This window comes from Enterobacter sp. RHBSTW-01064, from assembly GCF_014103035.1.
Taxonomy (GTDB): domain Bacteria; phylum Pseudomonadota; class Gammaproteobacteria; order Enterobacterales; family Enterobacteriaceae; genus Enterobacter; species Enterobacter mori.
Genome location: NZ_JABXOU010000001.1, coordinates 636623 through 653160, shown reverse-complemented (window position 1 = coordinate 653160; position 16538 = coordinate 636623). Strand labels below are relative to the sequence as shown.

The window sequence follows — 16538 nt, the reverse complement described above, 5'->3', positions numbered from 1 at the left end:
GTTATGTTGATCCTGAATGTGTGTGTCAGTACTCGGTCGTTTTTGCTAAAGATTTAAAAACCTGGCTACTTTCCGGGCTGGCGGTGCTTCGCCAGTGGATAACGCCAGGGGTGGTAGCCAGTTCAAACGGCTCTTGATCGTGCGCGCGATTCAGAATTCGCGCCGCGCGCCAGGCCATCAGGCTGAGCTGGGGTTCGGCAATGCCGAGACGGTGCATCCCGGCGTTTACGGCAAACAGGCGGTTGCTCTGTGGACCGTCCCATTCAAGGGTGAAATCGTTGTTAATGCAGAAGGCCTCATCCGTATCCCGATGGAGGCGGTGAGACAGCGGCGCGAGGAACGCAGGCTGCACGGCGCGGTAGCCAGTGGCGAAAATCACCACGTCGCTCTCCAGCTGTTCCTGACCGCCATCAAGATGATGCTGAATGCTCAGGCGATGTCCGTTTTCCTGGCGCGTGAGGGCCGTCACCGAGCGGGATGGCAGGAGGTGAGCCCAGGGTTTTTCACGCAGCACTTCGAAGCGGTGGTACATGGCGCGGTAAATCGCCAGCAGGGACTCGGTGGTGATGCCGTCAGAGGTCATCTTCTGCTCGTGCAGCATCTGGCGACGCGCCTCTTCACCGAGCGTGGAGAAGCTGTCCACGTACTCTGGCGTAAAGTATTCGTTGGCGAAGGCAGCTTCATCCAGCGCGTTGTAGTTGTTGCGGCGCGATACCCAGTTCAGGCTCCGCGGCTGGCCCCATTCACCGCGGAAGATGTTCAGGAACAGGTCGGCACCGCTCTGGCCACCGCCGATCACGGTGACGCGCTTGCCCGCGAGATCCGGCGTGCGCAGCATCATCTCGCTGGCGTGGAAGCAGGTATCGTCCTGCATCGTGACGCAGTCAGGCAGGTTGATCTGTTTGCCAATCCCCACGCAGACGTGGCGCGCCAGGAAGCGGTCTCGCTGGGTCACCACCTCAAACAGGCCGCTTTTCTCATCAAAGCTCACCTGCTGCACCTGCTGGCTGAATGACAGGTTGGTGAGGTTTTCCGCCGCCCAGCACAGGTAGTCCGCAAACTCCTCGCGGGAGACGGTGCGCTGCTCGGTGGTCAGAAAGCGGTAGAACTTTTTACGCTGCACCAGGTAGTTCAGGAAGCTGTGGCGGTTGGTGGGCTCCACGGCGCTGACCAGATCCTTCAGGAAGCTGGTCTGCATGTGACAGTCCGGCACCATCATCCCCGGGTGCCAGGAAAAATGCGGTTTACGCTCTAGGAACAGCGAGCTAAAGCCGTCCAGCCCTTCGGCCAGAGCGGCGATGCTGAGGTTAAACGGGCCAATACCAATGCCGATGAAATCATAGGTTTTCATTGCGCTGACTCCCGGGAGGCGAGAAAAAGAGGGTTATCAAGATCGGTAACGTAGTTCGGCAGCATGCGGCTGCCGCCGTCGTGTTCGGAGAAGGTCAGTTTGACCGGGTTGAGGATCACGCGAATAATCTGCGGCTTGAAGAGATCGAATTTGGCGAAGCGTTCTGCCAGATCCGGGTGTGCGGCCATATAGCCACGTAATACCTCGGCCAGAATCTGGTAGAAGCGCGTTTCGCTGACGCCGCATTGCAGGGTGAGGCGCGAGATAAAACGCAGCACCGTCACAAAGTTGCCGGTTTGCAGGTCGTGAATGATGTAATCCGCGCTGAGGCGCGCCGTGACGGCCTTCACCTGCTCCGGCAGGCTCTGCGCCTGCGGGAAGTCTTCATCCACCAGGCGCATATCGCCCTGGAAATCTTTCAGCAGGATGCGCTGCGGGACGTAGTCCTTCATCACCAGCGTCACGTTCTGTCCGTGGGCGATCAGCGCCACGCCGTAGCGGCAGAGCAGGTGATAGAACGGGATCACCGTTGCTTCAAACAGCTTTTCCAGCCAGGCGTCGGCGCTAAGCCCCGAGCGTGTTATCCACGCGTCGATCAGCGGGCGCCCTGCGTTATCGGTTTCCATCAGCGCCGCCATCAGCACCGCCTGTTCACCGTCCTCTAAATAACAGGACGGGTTCTCGCGCCAGATCACCCCCAGCATCTCCTGATAGCGGTAGGGCGCTTTCGGCAACGCGGCATAGCCCGGATGCGACAGATAGCCGGCGGCGGGTTCGCCAAGCACCTGCGCACCGGAGCGGGCAAGCGTGGCGTCGGTGGCAAACTGCTGCTGCAGCCAGCGCGAGGCCAGCGGCCCGGCGGCAATGTACTTGCCCGGAATGCCGCGATAGCAGGAGGTGTTGTAGATGGTCAGCGGCAGCTTGATGTCATACGGCGCGCGACGGCTGGCGTTGGTGAGGGTGCGCAGGGACTGCTGCGCCAGATACTCATCGCCAAACTCGCCCAGCTCGACCATCTCTCCGCGCGCCAGCTGCGCCAGGAAATGAATGGCGATCTTCTGCTGCCACTGCCACGGGTGCAGCGGCACTGGCAGCCAGCCGTCGTTGAGACCCAGCGCCTGCCAGCGGGCGTCAAAGCGGGCGCGCTCGGTATTGTCCATGGCGCTCGCCAGCAGATCGTTGATCTCGCAATCGGCATCGCTGCTCCAGACAAGATGCTCTCGCTGAACGGCAACCCAGTGCAGACGAAAACGTCCGCAATACTCGGGCGCGTACTGACGCAGCGCGTCCAGCCCCCAGCCGCGGCGACCTTTGTTGAAAATAAACTTCGGGTGACCGCTCATCAGACACTGTAATTCGTCCGGGTCGATGTGGATCAGCGCGTCCGCGTCCAGCGCTTCACGCGCCTGCAGCAGCTGCATATCGCCGCGCAGCGTGGCGTAGAGATCTTCCATGTGCTCTGCCGTTTGCGCGTCGCTCATCTCCAGCACCGTCGCCAGCTGCAGGAGTGCGCTTTCCGCTTCCACGGCATCGCCGCTGGCGGTGGTCAGGCTGGCAGGATCGATGTGCAGCCAGCCCCAGATCCCACGCGCGGCGCGAAACTGCCAGGACTCGCTGCCCATGGTGATGCGCCAGACGTCCGACGAAACCGGCTCAGCGCGCAGGGTGCGTTCGTATTCCAGCTCGGCGAGGATCTTCGCTACCATCTCGCGGTTCACTTTCTGCCAGAGCGCGTTCACAGGCCCACCTCGCTGAAGAAGCGGTGGCGCTGGCTCATGATGAGGCGTGAGCGCTTGTGCGGGAAGTCGAACTCTTTCATCGTGTCAAAACCGGCGGATGCCAGATGGCGGAACAGGCGCTGGTTGTCGAAGCGCGGCTCGGCGACAATGCGCGCGGTGCGCGGTTCATCGAGATATAAATAGTGGCTCAGGCCGCGCAGCCAGCTGCGGATGTACTGCGCTCCGCGCCAGTTCTCTTCACCCACCAGCATGTGCAGCCCGCGGTCAAACGGCTGCCAGCGGTAGTGACGGCCAATGCGGTCTTCCGCCGCCCAGTAGAGCTCAAAATAGCCGAACGGCTGGTCATCGAAGCAGCCGATAACCGGGTAGCAGTAGGTCGAGTCAAGCTGGCGGCGCAGGTAGTTTTCCTGCTCGGCCTGCGGGCCCGCCATCTCCCAGAAGGCGTTCACGCGCGGGTTGTTCATCCATTGCGTAAAGCGCTCGCCGTCCAGCGCCACGTCGGCCACGCGGAAGCTCAGGGTGCGCTTAATTTGCGGATCGTAACGGCGGTACACTTCGCCCTGCGGGCGGCGAGGACGCAGCGGGAAGTACAGCTGACGGCTCTCATCAAACTGCATCCCGCCGCTGGACTGCGGCTGTTCGCCTTTTAGCCACAGCGGCAGCTGCCAGAAGGTTTCACGCGCCAGATAATCCCCGCTTGCCAGACGAAACAGCGCCTGCGCCTGCGGTTCATCCTGCCAGGTTGCCCAGGGCAGGGTGATGCCGGTCAGCGTGGGTGCGGCAACAAACAGCTGATCCAGCGCCTCGGCCAGCCAGCCGTCCGGGATCCCGTTCAGACGCTCCAGCACCGCGCTGTCGTCAAGACCCAGCGTCAGCGGCAGGTTTTTTTCCGTGGCCGTGCAGCGAAAGCCGTAGCCGGAATGGACGATATTCGCAATGGCCATCACGCCTTCTCCTTGTAAAACGGGTTGCTAAAGTCGAAATAGATCACCGCCGGATCGACGATGGTGTTTTCATTGCGATCGTGCAGGTAGCAGAAGAAGTTGCCTTTGCAGTTCCAGGTCGGGCTGTCGAGCACGTAGTCGAGGCAGCGGGTCTGCAATGCCGTCTTGCGAAGTTCGGCCAGCGCGTCGCGCACCCGGGACATCAGGCTCTCCTCGCTGTCAAAACCGGCGGCGGCAAGGGCGGCGGTGACGGCAAGGGTAGAGTTCAGCAGCAGGTAGTACGGGAAGTAGCGCAGCAGCTGGCTGTCGCCGAAGCGGTTTTCCACCTCCGTTTCACCCGCCTCTTTCAGCCACGCATCGGCCCCTTCGGTCCACGCGCTGCCCTGGCAGTCGCGGTAGATAAGCCCGACGGGGAAATCCTGCTGCATTTCAACGAGGATATTCTGCTGGTGTGCCAGCAGGACAAGGCCGTAGTCCGCCTCGGCGCTGAACAGCGGGAGTAACACGCGGTCGCAATAGGCGTCGAGCCAGCAGCGGGCGGCCCGGTCGAGCGGTAATTCCAGACGCTGGCTGAGACGGCGCACCGCCGCGGCCAGCAGGCTGTCACCGCCGTCCGGCGCGGCCTGGGTCAGGCTCACCAGCACGTTGGTCTGGGTGTCTGGCGTATCGAACAGCAGATTGACGCGCAGGGCCATCAGGCTCTCTTCCTGAACGATGCCGTTTTCGTCACGCAGACCAGCCCAGCCGTCTTCCTGCATCACGCGCATGGTCGGGTAGCGTGCCTGCAAACCTTGCCAGCGTTCCGTTTTCGCCAGGCGCGCCAGGCGCATCCCGCGCTTCACTTCTTTCACCGACAGCGTACGCACGGAGTTGGTCAGGCGCACGCTGAGGGAGAACTTAATCATGTCGCTGTTGGTTTCGCTGTACAGCGAGCGTGACGAGCTGGTGGGCAGCCACTGCGCGCCCGCTTCGCCGAGATCCTGCAATGAACCTTTTTCCGCCAGACGCTGGCACCACGCCTGCTCCAGCAGATAGTCGGCCTGCCACGGATGCATCGGCAGCAGCCAGCGGGTGTCGGTGAAGTGGCCGAGCAGCTCAGGCGCGCTCTGTGCGGCGAAGCGCAGCAGACGTTCGCGCAGGGAGACGTTCAGGCTATCGCCGGCAATAAGCGTGCTCTCAACGGCAAACCAGCGCAGCGGGAAACGGGAGGCGAAATCAGGCAGATAGCGCCGCGCCTCGGTTTCGCTGAACGGTTCGTGGGATTTTGGCGCAGGGTGAAACGCGTGGCCGACCAGCAGCGCCTGTTCCGCCTCGGCAAACGTCAGCGGTTTATCGCGCAAGGTTGCCCAACTGTGGCGCAGATCGATTGCCTGCCAGGTGTGCGCATGGCTCTCAAGGACGCGCTGTTTAAAGCGTGCCAGCGTTTCGCTATCCAGTGAGCCTTTTACGGAAACTTTTTCAAGAATTAAATCAACCAATTGCGTAAAGGTGACGGCGTCACCGCTATCGCTGTCGGCGTGGATCAGCGTTGCCGGAAAACGATACTGGTGATGCTGGGTAGGCGAAAAATAGCGTACGGGAACCCGAATAGCCTGGGTCTGGGAAAGCGGGATATGAATCTGCGATAACTCATCCGCATCGGTAGCGGGGTGATAGCGCCAGTCCTTCGTTTCGCGCAGCAGCGCGTTCAAAAAACACTGGGCCGCAACGTCTGTACCGGCGGAGCGGGGCAGAGCACGCATAAAAGTACCTCATTCCATGACTGATAATAATTCTCGTTATGATATTCATTCTGTTTACAGTCGCAACTATTTTTGCAATATTTGTTTTCATAAACTTCATAATTTCCACATATTTATTGACACTATCTTCACAATTCTATGCACCCATACTCTGAAACTCTGATGGACAACGTCACCCCGAAAGCGAACTGGCCCTTGGCGCTGTGCGCAGGTTTATTAGGTATCGGGCAAAATGGTTTGCTGGTCATGCTGCCGCAGCTGGTCAGCCTGACCGGACTCTCACTCTCCGTCTGGGCGGGGCTACTGATGTTTGGCTCAATGCTCTTTTTACCCGCCTCTCCCTGGTGGGGGCGACAGAGCGAGCGGCACGGCTGCAAGGTGGTCATGATCGCCTCCCTCGGTGGTTATCTGGCCAGTTTCCTGGTGATGGCGCTGGTGGTCTGGGCGATGAGCAACGGCGTGTTAAATGCTTTGTGGGGGCTGGCGGGGCTTGTTCTCTCGCGCACGCTGTACGGCCTGACGGTCTCCGGGCTGGTGCCCGCCGCGCAGACGTGGGCCATTCAGCGCGCGGGTCTGGAGAAGAGAATGGCGGCGCTGGCGACCATTAGCTCGGGTCTCAGCTGCGGACGCCTGCTGGGGCCGCCGCTGGCGGCGCTGATGCTCAGCGTTAACCCGGTGGCGCCGCTCTGGCTAATGGCAATAGCGCCTTTCATCGCGCTGCTGCTGGTGCTGCGCGAAGCCGCCGATCCGCCGTTGCCGCCGGTGGCGCACCAGTCGACGCGGCTGAAGGTATCGATGCTGCCGTTTCTGGGGCTGGCACTGCTGCTGGCGGCGCTGGTGAGCCTGATGCAGCTTGGCCTGTCACCGCATCTGCATCCGTTGCTACAGGGCGACCCGGTGCAAATCAGCCATCATGTTGCGATGCTCCTGAGCCTGGCCGCACTGGCCACGCTCGCGGCGCAGTTTCTGGTGGTCCGCCCGCAGCATTTCAGCCCGATGACGCTGCTCTGCATCGCGGCGGTGTTAATGGTGGCAGGACTTGGGCTGATGTCTGTCGCGGGTTTAACGCTATTCTACGTGGGGATTGTTATCACTTCACTCGGGGCGGCCATGGCGACGCCGGGATATCAGCTTCTGTTAAACGACAGGCTGACGACAGGGAAAGGGGCGGGCGTTATCGCCACCAGCCATACGCTAGGATACGGGGTGAGTGCGATGCTGGTGCCTGTCGTCACTCGCTTTTTCGGTGAGTCGTTTTTAATTGCTGCCGCATGGGGAATGGCGCTGCTGTTTTTGCTGGTGAGCATAGGGGTACGCTGCTCCGCGCGTCCCCCTGCTGAAAAAGCTTAATGGATCTTGCGGGAAGGATGGCCGTCAGATTCCTCGTTTTGCCGCAGACGTTGCAACGGATCCTGCTGGTAAAACTGGCAAAAACGCTGCCACAGCGCCGGGAAGCGCGGGGCAAAGAGTTCCGGTGCGCTAAAGAAATACTCTGACAGCACCGCAAAACACTCGGCAGGATCGGTTGCGGCATAGGCATCAATACTGGCCGCGCTTTCCCCCACCAGGTCTATCTCATCCTGGATATTCTCCATCGCCGCATGAAGGTCGTGCTCCCATCCGGCCACTTCACGCAGCGGGATCAGCGGCACGCCGCTGGCGCGATCGCCGTTGCGGGTATCCAGCTTGTGCGCCACTTCATGAATAATCAGGTTGAAGCCTGAGGCATCAAACGAGTCCTGAATATCCAGCCAGTTAAGGATGATCGGCCCTTGCTGCCAGCTCTGACCGGACTGCACCACGCGCTGGTTGTGCACCAGCCCGATGTCATCTTCCCACTCGTCATCGACGATAAAGGGGGCAGGGTAGATCAGCACTTCGTGGAAGCCATCCAGCCACTCAATGCCGAGCTCCAGCACCGGCAGACAGAAAAGCAGGGCGATACGGGTATTTTTCAGCGGATCCAGCTCGAACCCCTGTAGCGGAACCAGGCGTTTTTGCTGCAAAAAACGATCCGCCATCTGAACCAGTTTCGATTGTTCATCCGGCTTAAGATTAGCCAGAACAGGGATCGCCAGCGCGTCATCCCACGGCAGCGCCATATCCCGGCCAGCCTCATTCGTTTTCCAGGGCCACTTAATCATCGCTTTGCTCGCAAACTCGTCACTTGAACAAAAAGGGAAAGTCAGGTTCAGTTAAGATGCCAGAAAATCGCTCACTGCGACAATTCCAGCCTGAATAAACTATCATTCGTACGTAGCAGTGGGTAGCGGTTTGCGGGCATCACCTTCATTTTGTGAAGTCTGTCGTAGCCTTAGCCCACAGGTTCAGTGAAGAAATCAGTACGGTATTGAAAAATGAGCGATTTCAAAGGTAACAAGCAGGATCTGCCCAGCCGAGCATGCGTGCACTGCCAGCGGCCTATGACGTGGCGAAAGAAATGGGCGAAATGCTGGGATGAGGTCAAATACTGTTCTGAGCGTTGTCGCAGGAGCCACCGTTGACCGAACTGCGCCTGATTCTGGGCGATCAGCTTAATCCACACCACGGCTGGTTTGATGACTGCAATCCGAATGTCATTTACGTGATGCTGGAACTGCGGGCAGAAACCGCGTATGTGCTTCACCACGCCCAGAAAGTTATCGCCATCTTCGCGGCCATGCGCCGCTGCCTGCCGTTGAAGGGTTTATCCGACAGATTCTCGGATGGCGGGAGTACGTGCGCGGGATTTACTGGTCGCAGATGCCGGGCTACCGGGAGCTGAATGCCTTAGACCAGCACACCCCGCTGCCGGACTGGTTCTGGACGGGCAAGACGCAGATGCGCTGCCTGGCGCATGCCGTTGGACAGTCGCTCACCGAGGCTTACGCCCACCATATCCAGCGCCTGATGGTCATCGGGAACTTTAGCCTGCTCAGCGGCCTGTCGCCGCAGGCGGTTCATGAATGGTATCTGGGGGTCTACATTGATGCTTTTGAATGGGTGGAGCTGCCCAATACCCTCGGCATGAGCCAGTTTGGCGATGGCGGGTTACTGGCCAGCAAGCCCTACGTCTCAAGCGCGTCATATATTCATAAGATGAGTAACTACTGTCAGGGCTGCCGGTATCAGCACAATCAGCGTACCGGAGAGCTGGCGTGTCCCTTCAATGCCCTTTACTGGGATTTCTTTGCGCGCAATCAGGCGCGTCTGGGTAACAATCCCCGCCTGGGCATCGTCTTTAAACAGCTTGCGAACATGAAGGAAGAGGAGCGGCAGGCCCTTGCCGATCGCGCCGGGTATGTTCGCCTGCATCTCAACGACCTCTGACGTATTTCAACACCGCACCGGTTGCGGTAGGTCAATAAGACGCTATTATTTTTGACTTTGTTGCGTATTCCCTGACAGGACATCCAGACGCTATGCCCGTGAATTTTGACCTTAACGATCTTTATGCTTTCAGAGCGTTAGTGGAATACGGTAACTTCCGTGTCGCTGCTGAATCTATCTGCTTATCCCAGTCGGCGCTGAGCCGCAGGATTGAAAAGCTGGAAGCCGCGCTGGGAAACCGGCTGTTCGATCGTACCACCCGCCGCGTGGCCTTAACGTTATACGGGCAAAACTTTGCTGAACGCTCCGCGCAGCTGCTCGACAACGTTGAGTCAATGCTCGCGGATGTTGATAAAGTCAGTGAAGAGCGGACGGGGCTGATTACGGTTGCCACGGTACCTTCCGCCGCCTGTTACTTTATGCCTGATGTGATCCGTCGTTTTCAGTCCCGCTATCCGCGCGTTCGCATTAAGATCATCGACAGCAGCGCGGGGAATGTGATTGACGCTGTGGCCCGAAGCCAGGCGGATTTTGGCATCTCCTTCGCAGGAAACTTACCGTCGGAAATTGAATTTTTCCCGCTGGTGGAGGATGTCTATGTTGCGGTGTGCAGAAAGGATCACCCGCTGGCGCAGAAGAGTCACCTGACGTGGAAGGCATTTTATCAGCAGGATTATATCTCCCTCGATAAAACGTCAGGCAACCGTAACCTGCTCGATAGGATGCTGGGGAATATCGTTCCCGAGCGCCCCAGCGTCTGTGAAACGCGCCACGTTACCACGATGCTGGGGATGGTGGAGGCGGGGATTGGCATTGCTGCCGTGCCCGCCATGTCGATGCCGACGTCAGCGCACACGTTGCTGACGCATCTGCCGCTGGTGGCACCGGAAGTGAAACGTACCGTGGGGCTTATCCGGCGCCGGGGGCGCATCCAGTCTTACATTGCGGCTGAACTGGAAAAGCAGATCACCGCGCAGTACCGCCGGACGTAACGGGGATCATCCCCGTCTTCTCGATGACGGTCCAGGAGGGCGGTGAGGCGAGATAGGTCAGCAGCGCTTTCCCCTCCGTGGGATGCTCTGCATGGCGGGTGACCGCACCCGCAAAGCGCGTGATGTATTGCAGATTATCAGGAATTTTCCCGATAAAGGTGACGCCCTGAACCGGCAGCAGCTCGCTGACCTGCTGGAAACCCACGGCGTATTTTCCTTTCGCCACTTCAGAGGCGACCGGAATACGTTCGACCATTGTCGCTTTGCCCGCCACTTCCTTTTCAATCCCCAGCTTTTTGAACAACGCCTGGCTGACATACCTGCCGCTGGCGCTGTCAGAGTAGGCGATGGAGCTGGCCTGCAGCAGCGCGTTACGCAGAGTCGCCTCGCTACTGATATCAGGGACATCCGCACCTTTTTTCACCACCATGCCAACGGGGGAATCTGCGAGTTCAGTTCGCGAGCCCGGCAGGGTCTGGCTGGTTTTTTCAAGCTTCTCCAGCGCATCACCGACCATAATCACCACGTCTGCTTTTTCACCGCGCGCCAGGCGGTTAGGGATGGCCTGCGGCGTAGTGCCCATTGAGGGGCCGGGGATAATCACAATTTTATCCCCGGTGCGGTGTTCATATTCCGGCGCGAGCTTTTCCAGGGCGGCTTTAAAACCGCCCGAGATCATGACGGTCACCTCCTGGGCCAGCGCCGCTGCGCTGGTTGCCAGCAATACCAGCCCGGTCAGTCCTGTACGTATAAATGTGTGCATATCATCCTCTCCGGATTAACGGGCTGTTTGCAGATGCAGCGCGCTGCGACGGTAGAGATAGAGCGTTGCCAGCATGGCACAGACTGCCGCGAAGCTCATCCAGTAACCCGGAGAGGCTTTGTCGCCGGTGTACTCAATCAGGGCCGTTGAAATGACTGGCGTAAACCCGCCGAAGACGGCGGTAGCCAGGCTGTACGCCAGTGAGAACCCGGCCACTCGCACCTCAACCGGCATGATCTCCGTTAGCGCCGGGATCATCGCGCCGTTATACAGGCCGTACAGGAAAGAGAGCCACAGCAGCACGCTCAGCATCATGGAGAAGCTTGGGGCCTGCGCCAGCAGCGTTAGCGCCGGGTAGCTGGTCGCCAGCGCCAGAAGCGTCATGGCAATCAGTACCGGTTTGCGTCCGAAGCGGTCCGACAGCGCGCCGCCTACCGGCAGCCAGATAAAGTTAGAGATCGCCACCAGCAGCGTGACCAGCAGGCTGTCAGAGGCGCTCAGCATCAACACCTTTTTGCCGAAGGTCGGCGCGTAGACGGTGATCAGATAGAACGCAGTGGTGGTCATCGCCACCATCAGCATGCCCGCAACCACAACCGGCCAGTTCGCCAGCAGGGTAGTAAAGACCTGACGCATCGCCAGCGTGTGGCGGCGCGCGCGAAACTCTTCCGTCTCTTCAAGCTTACGGCGCAGGAAAAAGATAAACGGCACGATTAAGCAGCCAAACAGGAACGGAATGCGCCAGCCCCATTCGCGGATGGCGCTCTCTTCCATCAGCGCGTTCAGGGCAAAGCCCATTGCCGCCGCCACCATAATCGCCACCTGCTGGCTGCCGGACTGCCAGCTGGTATAAAAGCCCTTGCGGCCCGACGTGGCGATTTCCGCCAGATAGACCGACACCCCGCCAAGCTCCGCTCCGGCGGAAAAACCCTGCAGCAAGCGCCCCATTAGCACCAGCAGCGGCGCCCACAGGCCGATGCTCTCATAGGAGGGGATCAGCACGATCAGGAAGGTTCCCGCCGCCATAATCGACAGCGTGACGATCAGCCCTTTGCGGCGGCCAACTTTGTCGATATAAGCCCCGAGGACGATGGCGCCGACAGGGCGCATCAGGAAACCTGCGCCAAAGACGGCGAAGGTCATCATCAGCGAGGCAAATTCACTGCTCGCCGGGAAGAAGGTGTGCGCGATGTAGGTGGCATAGAACCCGAACAGGAAGAAGTCGAATTGCTCAAGGAAGTTGCCGGAGGTGACGCGAAGTATCGCGCCCGCTCTTGCACGAACGGTTGCAGGTGGGGTCGAGGAAATCATGATTGTCTCCAGTTTTATCGTGACGTTATGCTCGTCTGTTTCTGAAAACTGGCTCAATAAAGGGAATTTAATAAGCGCAAATCGCGCATGAACTGATGCGTGCTGTGCATCAATGACAGGGCGTTGACCAGGATTTACAGTTCTAACAATAACTTAACAATTCATTGATTTCTCATTCACCATATTCCACTAAGTGGCTGATATCGCTGTTTTGTGACATCGCGCAGAAGAGAAGCCAGGCAGGGCCTGGCCGAGATGGATGGCTAACCCGCTATCAACAATTTAGCCGCCTTCTTGTCGGGTGGCGCTACGCTTACCCGACCTACAAAACCCGTAGGCCCGTGCAAGCGTAGCGCCGCCGGGCGAAACGCGCAGAGTGCTCGTGATCAACAACTTAGCCGCCTTCTACGAGCGGCAGTAATATCAATAAAGTGCACTATTCAGCGCAGCGCCTGAGCTATCGCGCTAAACATCAGCGATGCTTCCAGCGGCTGGGCGCTGAATGACGGTTCCGCCTGCGGCCAGGTTGACCACTGGACGATGACCAGGTTTTCCTTTTGATTCACCATAATCATTTGGCCAAAGATCCCCAGCGCCCAGAGTGAATCTTTCAGCGAATCCTGCACCGCGGGCTTAACCCCCGTGGCCGTGGCGGGCACTTCGTTATTCCACCACTGATAGCCGTATAACCCTTTCGGGTGTGCCTTTGACACCGATCCCGTTGCCTGCGTCCAGTCTGCGGACTGCTTCACCCAGCCTGCGGGCAGGATCGACTTCCCGTTCGGCAATGTGCCGTTATGAAGGATGAATAGACCGAAGCGGCCCCAGTCTTCCAGCGTGGCATTAAAGCCGTGGGCGCCGACGTCGTGCTGGCCTTTGCGGTAGGCATGCCATACGCCGTCGCTCGCCATACCGTAAGGCTGCCAGATGCTTTTCTCCAGATACGCCGCGAGCGTCATGCCGGTGGCGCGTTCAAGCACGTCCCCCAGCAGCCATGCGCCGCCCGAGGAGTAGGACCAGTTTTCGCCCGCGGGATGCTCGCGGTGTAACCCCTTCACCAGCGTTCGCACGCAGTCGTAGGTGCCCGGCTTCGCTTCACACTCGGTAAGCTGCGCGAAGTCTGATTTTGGGTTGGTGTAGTCTTCGTTCCACGCCACGCCGGAGGTATGGGTGATGAGCTGTTTCAGCGTCACGCCGTCCCAGGCGGTGCCTTTTAAATCCGGTTCATATTGGGTGATGAGATCGTCCAGGGAATGAATTTTCCCCTCCTTGAGCGCCACTCCCACCAGCGCGGAGACCACCGATTTGCCCACGGAACGCGAGGTCCAGAGCGTGGAGTCGGTATTGCCTTCACCCAGATATTTATAGGCCACTTTGCCGTTCTTCAGCACCAGCATACCGCTGACGTTCTGGCGTTTCAGGTAATCCTGAAGGTTCCAGGTCTTGCCGTTAACCCGGTAACGGGCATCGGTGAGCGGTTTGTCTGCCGCCAGCAGCGGCGTAGCGTTGCCGTGGCGGAACACGTCTCCCGCATAGTTGCGGTAGTCATTACGAAAGCCCACGACGCGGTCGGTCTGGCTCCAGGTCAGCATAGCATGCGCATCCGGCAGTTTTGCATCATACGGGGCAGGACAGGCCGTCAGCTCGCTGCCGTGACAGGCAGCCATGACGGCGGGGGAGAACAGGCTGCTGAAAACCAGACCGGCAAGCAGAGTGAGTTTTAAGGTTTTGTTTTTCATGTTGATCTCGTTTGGTCAGGAAGGGCTTCAGTTTACGAACCCGCGGTCTATAATAAAAAACGCGTTATGGGGGAAAATCCCCCGTAAATTAACGGGAGTGTGGTGTGGCAACATTGATGTATTCGTTTGCCCAGCTGGAGGCGTTCACCGCCGTGGCTGAGCACGGCAGCCTGATAAAGGCGGCCAGCAAGCTCGGAAAAGATCGCACCACCTTGCGCGATCTGATCGATTTTCTGGAAGACGGTCTGGGCTACGCGCTGTTCGTGCGCGAGGGGCGCCACCTGCAATTAGCGCCGGAAGGGGAGCAGCTTCAGCGTCAGGCCCATCTGCTGATGCGGCAGGTGAGGGCCTTCGAGGCGTTTGCCAGAGCGGTGCCGGACAGCGCGATGCAGGACATTTCCCTCGTCTACGATCCGTTCACGCCAAGGGCTTTTTTGCAGGCGCTGCTGGCGAAAATGGCGACGCGCAACGTTCGCTTGAGTTTGACCTGCGCCTCGCGCGACGACGCGGAAGCGATGCTGGCGCGCGGTGCGGCCGATCTGGGCATCTGCCAGGCGCGCAATCGTAGCGTCGGTAACGAGATGGAGTGGCGGGCGCTCGGCGCCATTGATATGGATTTTTACGCCTCGAAAGTGCTTTTCAGGGAGAATGCGTCGCCGGTGTCGCTCCTCGACCTCTCCCTTGTGCCGCAGGTGGTCATGCACCCTGCGTCTGACGAGCCGGTCGCGCGTCGCCTGCAAATCTCCGGCCATACGATTTTTACCAACGAGCTGGAGATGCTGCGCGGCCTGCTGGAGAAAGGGTGCGGCTGGGGATTTTTGCCAACGCATCTTCAGGCGGCGCGATGGCAAAACGTAAAAAGGCTGCACACCGAAGTGGGCAGCCAGGGGATCGGTCAGACGATGGTGACGATCTGGAAACCGGGCAGCGACAAGCGTGGGTTAATTAATGAAACGCTGTCGCTGCTGCCGGCATTGTGGAAAGACTCAGCGCTGTGAGCACCCTTTGCACTGCGCGTTCTGGATCTGCTGGAAGAAATCGTTGCCTTTGTCATCTACCAGGATAAAGGCCGGGAAGTTCTCTACTTCAATTTTCCAGATGGCTTCCATACCCAGCTCCGGATACGCGACGCACTCCAGGCTCTTGATGCTGTTTTGCGCCAGTACCGCTGCCGGGCCGCCGATGCTGCCGAGGTAGAAGCCGCCGTGTTTATGGCAGGCGTCCGTCACCTGCTGGCTGCGGTTACCTTTCGCCAGCATGATCATGCTCGCGCCGTGGGATTGCAGTAAGTCCACATAGGAGTCCATACGTCCCGCAGTGGTCGGGCCGAGTGAGCCAGACGCGTAACCTTCTGGCGTTTTCGCCGGGCCTGCGTAGTAAATTGGGTGATCTTTAACGTACTGCGGCAGTTCTTCCCCGTTGTCGAGCAGCTCTTTCAGCTTCGCGTGGGCGATATCGCGCGCCACGATGATGGTGCCGTTCAGCGACAGGCGGGTGGAGACCGGGTGCGCGGAAAGCTGCGCCAGGATCTCATTCATCGGCTTGTCGAGATTGATGCTCACCACGTCGCCTTCACCCTGTTGACGCAGGGACTCAGGAATATACTGGCCCGGATTGTGTTCTAGCTTCTCAATCCAGATCCCGTCGCGGTTGATTTTCGCTTTGATATTACGGTCAGCGGAGCAGGAGACGCCCATGCCGATTGGGCAGGAGGCACCGTGGCGCGGCAGGCGGATCACGCGAATGTCGTGGGCAAAGTATTTGCCGCCAAACTGCGCGCCCAGACCAAGGTTCTGCGCTTCCTGGAGCAGTTCCTGTTCGAGCTGAACATCACGGAACGCCTGACCGTGTTCGTTGCCTTCGGTTGGCAGCGCATCGTAGTAGCGGGTGGAAGCCAGCTTAACGGTTTTCAGCGTGGCTTCCGCCGAGGTTCCGCCGATAACAAAGGCAATGTGGTACGGCGGGCAGGCTGCGGTACCCAGGGTGCGCATCTTCTCAACCAGGTAGTTTTTCAGCTTCGCCGGAGTGATCAGCGCTTTGGTTTCCTGGTAGAGATAGGTTTTGTTGGCAGAACCGCCGCCTTTCGCCATGCACAGGAATTTATACTCGTCGCCGTCCACGCTGTAGAGGTCAATCTGCGCGGGCAGGTTGGTGCCGGTATTCACCTCTTTATACATATCCAGCGCCGCATTCTGCGAGTAGCGCAGGTTATCTTCAATGTAGGTGTTATAGACGCCCTGGCTCAGAGCGGCTTCGTCACCGCCGCCGGTCCAGACGCGCTGGCCTTTTTTGCCCATGATGATCGCGGTGCCGGTATCCTGACAGGTTGGCAGCACGCCTTTTGCGGCAATTTCAGAGTTGCGCAGGAACTGCAGGGCAACGTATTTATCGTTCTGGCTGGCTTCCGGGTCGTTGAGAATAGCGGCAACCTGCTTCTGGTGGGAAGGGCGCAGCATAAACGCGGCATCGTGGAAGGCCTGCTGTGCCAGCAGGGTCAGGGCTTCTGGCTCCACTTTCAGGACTTCCTGACCGTCGAACTCGGCAACGGAAACATGCTCGTTGGTCAGCAGATAGTATTCGGTGTCGTCATGGGAAAGCGGGAAGGGGTTCTGATAAAAAAACGGTTTATTCGACATAGTATTGCTCCA

General features: G+C 59.0%; 15 protein-coding genes. 6 read left to right on the top strand and 9 right to left on the bottom strand.

Features of this window, described 5'->3' with window-relative positions; genetic code table 11:
• Positions 1-25: 25 nt before the first annotated feature.
• The 4 genes from HV355_RS03075 to HV355_RS03060 are packed head-to-tail and all read right to left on the bottom strand — an operon-like array spanning position 26 to position 5776.
• The gene (locus HV355_RS03075; RefSeq protein WP_108417521.1) at positions 26-1351 is read right to left on the bottom strand and encodes a SidA/IucD/PvdA family monooxygenase; all 1326 of its coding nucleotides are present in this window, start codon (positions 1349-1351) and stop codon (positions 26-28) included.
• Positions 1348-3090 carry an aerobactin synthase IucC gene (gene iucC / locus HV355_RS03070; protein WP_346010219.1) on the bottom strand — a complete coding sequence of 581 codons (1743 nt, stop codon included), beginning with the start codon at positions 3088-3090 and terminating at the stop codon, positions 1348-1350. The genes HV355_RS03075 and iucC overlap by 4 nt, the downstream gene beginning before the upstream one ends.
• Positions 3087-4034, bottom strand: a complete 948-nt coding sequence (locus HV355_RS03065; RefSeq protein WP_182400852.1) for a GNAT family N-acetyltransferase — start codon at positions 4032-4034, stop codon at positions 3087-3089. The genes iucC and HV355_RS03065 overlap by 4 nt, the downstream gene beginning before the upstream one ends.
• A complete protein-coding gene (locus HV355_RS03060) occupies positions 4034-5776 on the bottom strand; it encodes an IucA/IucC family protein (protein ID WP_182400850.1) in 1743 nt (580 codons plus the stop codon). Before HV355_RS03060 ends, HV355_RS03065 begins: the two co-directional genes overlap by 1 nt.
• Positions 5777-5914: 138 nt before the next feature.
• Between HV355_RS03060 and HV355_RS03055 the strand changes: the two genes are divergently transcribed.
• Positions 5915-7126, top strand: a complete 1212-nt coding sequence (locus HV355_RS03055; RefSeq protein WP_182400848.1) for an MFS transporter — start codon at positions 5915-5917, stop codon at positions 7124-7126.
• On the opposite strand, the gene mtfA is transcribed toward HV355_RS03055, so the two are convergent.
• Positions 7123-7920, bottom strand: a complete 798-nt coding sequence (mtfA, locus tag HV355_RS03050; protein ID WP_120157898.1) for a DgsA anti-repressor MtfA — start codon at positions 7918-7920, stop codon at positions 7123-7125. The two genes, HV355_RS03055 and mtfA, sit on opposite strands and share 4 nt — an antisense overlap.
• A gap of 213 nt (positions 7921-8133) precedes the next feature.
• Between mtfA and HV355_RS03045 the strand changes: the two genes are divergently transcribed.
• The 4 genes from HV355_RS03045 to HV355_RS03035 all read left to right on the top strand — a co-directional run bounded on the left by HV355_RS03045 (position 8134) and on the right by HV355_RS03035 (position 10077).
• Positions 8134-8280, top strand: a complete 147-nt coding sequence (locus HV355_RS03045) for a DUF2256 domain-containing protein (RefSeq protein ID WP_074147234.1) — start codon at positions 8134-8136, stop codon at positions 8278-8280.
• Positions 8277-8540: a cryptochrome/photolyase family protein gene (locus HV355_RS24100; protein ID WP_249420816.1), complete on the top strand. Its 264-nt coding sequence runs from the start codon at positions 8277-8279 to the stop codon at positions 8538-8540. The genes HV355_RS03045 and HV355_RS24100 overlap by 4 nt, the downstream gene beginning before the upstream one ends.
• Entirely contained in the window at positions 8495-9085 is a 591-nt protein-coding gene (locus tag HV355_RS03040) for a hypothetical protein (RefSeq protein ID WP_275943564.1), read from the top strand. Before HV355_RS24100 ends, HV355_RS03040 begins: the two co-directional genes overlap by 46 nt.
• A 92-nt stretch (positions 9086-9177) precedes the next feature.
• Positions 9178-10077, top strand: a complete 900-nt coding sequence (locus HV355_RS03035; RefSeq protein ID WP_182400846.1) for a LysR family transcriptional regulator — start codon at positions 9178-9180, stop codon at positions 10075-10077.
• On the opposite strand, the gene HV355_RS03030 is transcribed toward HV355_RS03035, so the two are convergent.
• From HV355_RS03030 to HV355_RS03020, 3 genes are all read right to left on the bottom strand, one after another.
• Positions 10052-10840, bottom strand: a complete 789-nt coding sequence (locus HV355_RS03030; RefSeq protein WP_182400844.1) for a substrate-binding domain-containing protein — start codon at positions 10838-10840, stop codon at positions 10052-10054. The two genes, HV355_RS03035 and HV355_RS03030, sit on opposite strands and share 26 nt — an antisense overlap.
• 15 nt (positions 10841-10855) lie before the next feature.
• On the bottom strand, positions 10856-12151 hold the full coding sequence (locus HV355_RS03025) for an MFS transporter (RefSeq protein ID WP_182400842.1): 1296 nt from the start codon (positions 12149-12151) through the stop codon (positions 10856-10858).
• A gap of 440 nt (positions 12152-12591) precedes the next feature.
• Positions 12592-13890: a serine hydrolase gene (locus HV355_RS03020; RefSeq protein WP_182400840.1), complete on the bottom strand. Its 1299-nt coding sequence runs from the start codon at positions 13888-13890 to the stop codon at positions 12592-12594.
• A gap of 116 nt (positions 13891-14006) precedes the next feature.
• On the opposite strand from HV355_RS03020, the gene HV355_RS03015 reads away from it, so the two are divergent.
• Positions 14007-14888, top strand: coding sequence for a LysR family transcriptional regulator (locus HV355_RS03015; RefSeq protein WP_182401228.1), 882 nt, complete (start codon positions 14007-14009; stop codon positions 14886-14888).
• On the opposite strand, the gene fumA is transcribed toward HV355_RS03015, so the two are convergent.
• Positions 14877-16526, bottom strand: a complete 1650-nt coding sequence (gene fumA, locus HV355_RS03010; protein WP_182400838.1) for a class I fumarate hydratase FumA — start codon at positions 16524-16526, stop codon at positions 14877-14879. The genes HV355_RS03015 and fumA overlap by 12 nt on opposite strands.
• Positions 16527-16538 lie beyond the last annotated feature (12 nt).

Coding starts and splice junctions, on each gene's coding strand:
- HV355_RS03075 (WP_108417521.1), bottom strand. CDS start 1,351: ATGAAAACCTATGATTTCATCGGCATTGGTATTGGCCCGTTTAACCTC.
- HV355_RS03065 (WP_182400852.1), bottom strand. CDS start 4,034: ATGGCCATTGCGAATATCGTCCATTCCGGCTACGGCTTTCGCTGCACG.
- HV355_RS03060 (WP_182400850.1), bottom strand. CDS start 5,776: ATGCGTGCTCTGCCCCGCTCCGCCGGTACAGACGTTGCGGCCCAGTGT.
- HV355_RS03055 (WP_182400848.1), top strand. CDS start 5,915: ATGCACCCATACTCTGAAACTCTGATGGACAACGTCACCCCGAAAGCG.
- mtfA (WP_120157898.1), bottom strand. CDS start 7,920: ATGATTAAGTGGCCCTGGAAAACGAATGAGGCTGGCCGGGATATGGCG.
- HV355_RS03045 (WP_074147234.1), top strand. CDS start 8,134: ATGAGCGATTTCAAAGGTAACAAGCAGGATCTGCCCAGCCGAGCATGC.
- HV355_RS03035 (WP_182400846.1), top strand. CDS start 9,178: ATGCCCGTGAATTTTGACCTTAACGATCTTTATGCTTTCAGAGCGTTA.
- HV355_RS03030 (WP_182400844.1), bottom strand. CDS start 10,840: ATGCACACATTTATACGTACAGGACTGACCGGGCTGGTATTGCTGGCA.
- HV355_RS03025 (WP_182400842.1), bottom strand. CDS start 12,151: ATGATTTCCTCGACCCCACCTGCAACCGTTCGTGCAAGAGCGGGCGCG.
- HV355_RS03020 (WP_182400840.1), bottom strand. CDS start 13,890: ATGAAAAACAAAACCTTAAAACTCACTCTGCTTGCCGGTCTGGTTTTC.
- HV355_RS03015 (WP_182401228.1), top strand. CDS start 14,007: ATGTATTCGTTTGCCCAGCTGGAGGCGTTCACCGCCGTGGCTGAGCAC.
- fumA (WP_182400838.1), bottom strand. CDS start 16,526: ATGTCGAATAAACCGTTTTTTTATCAGAACCCCTTCCCGCTTTCCCAT.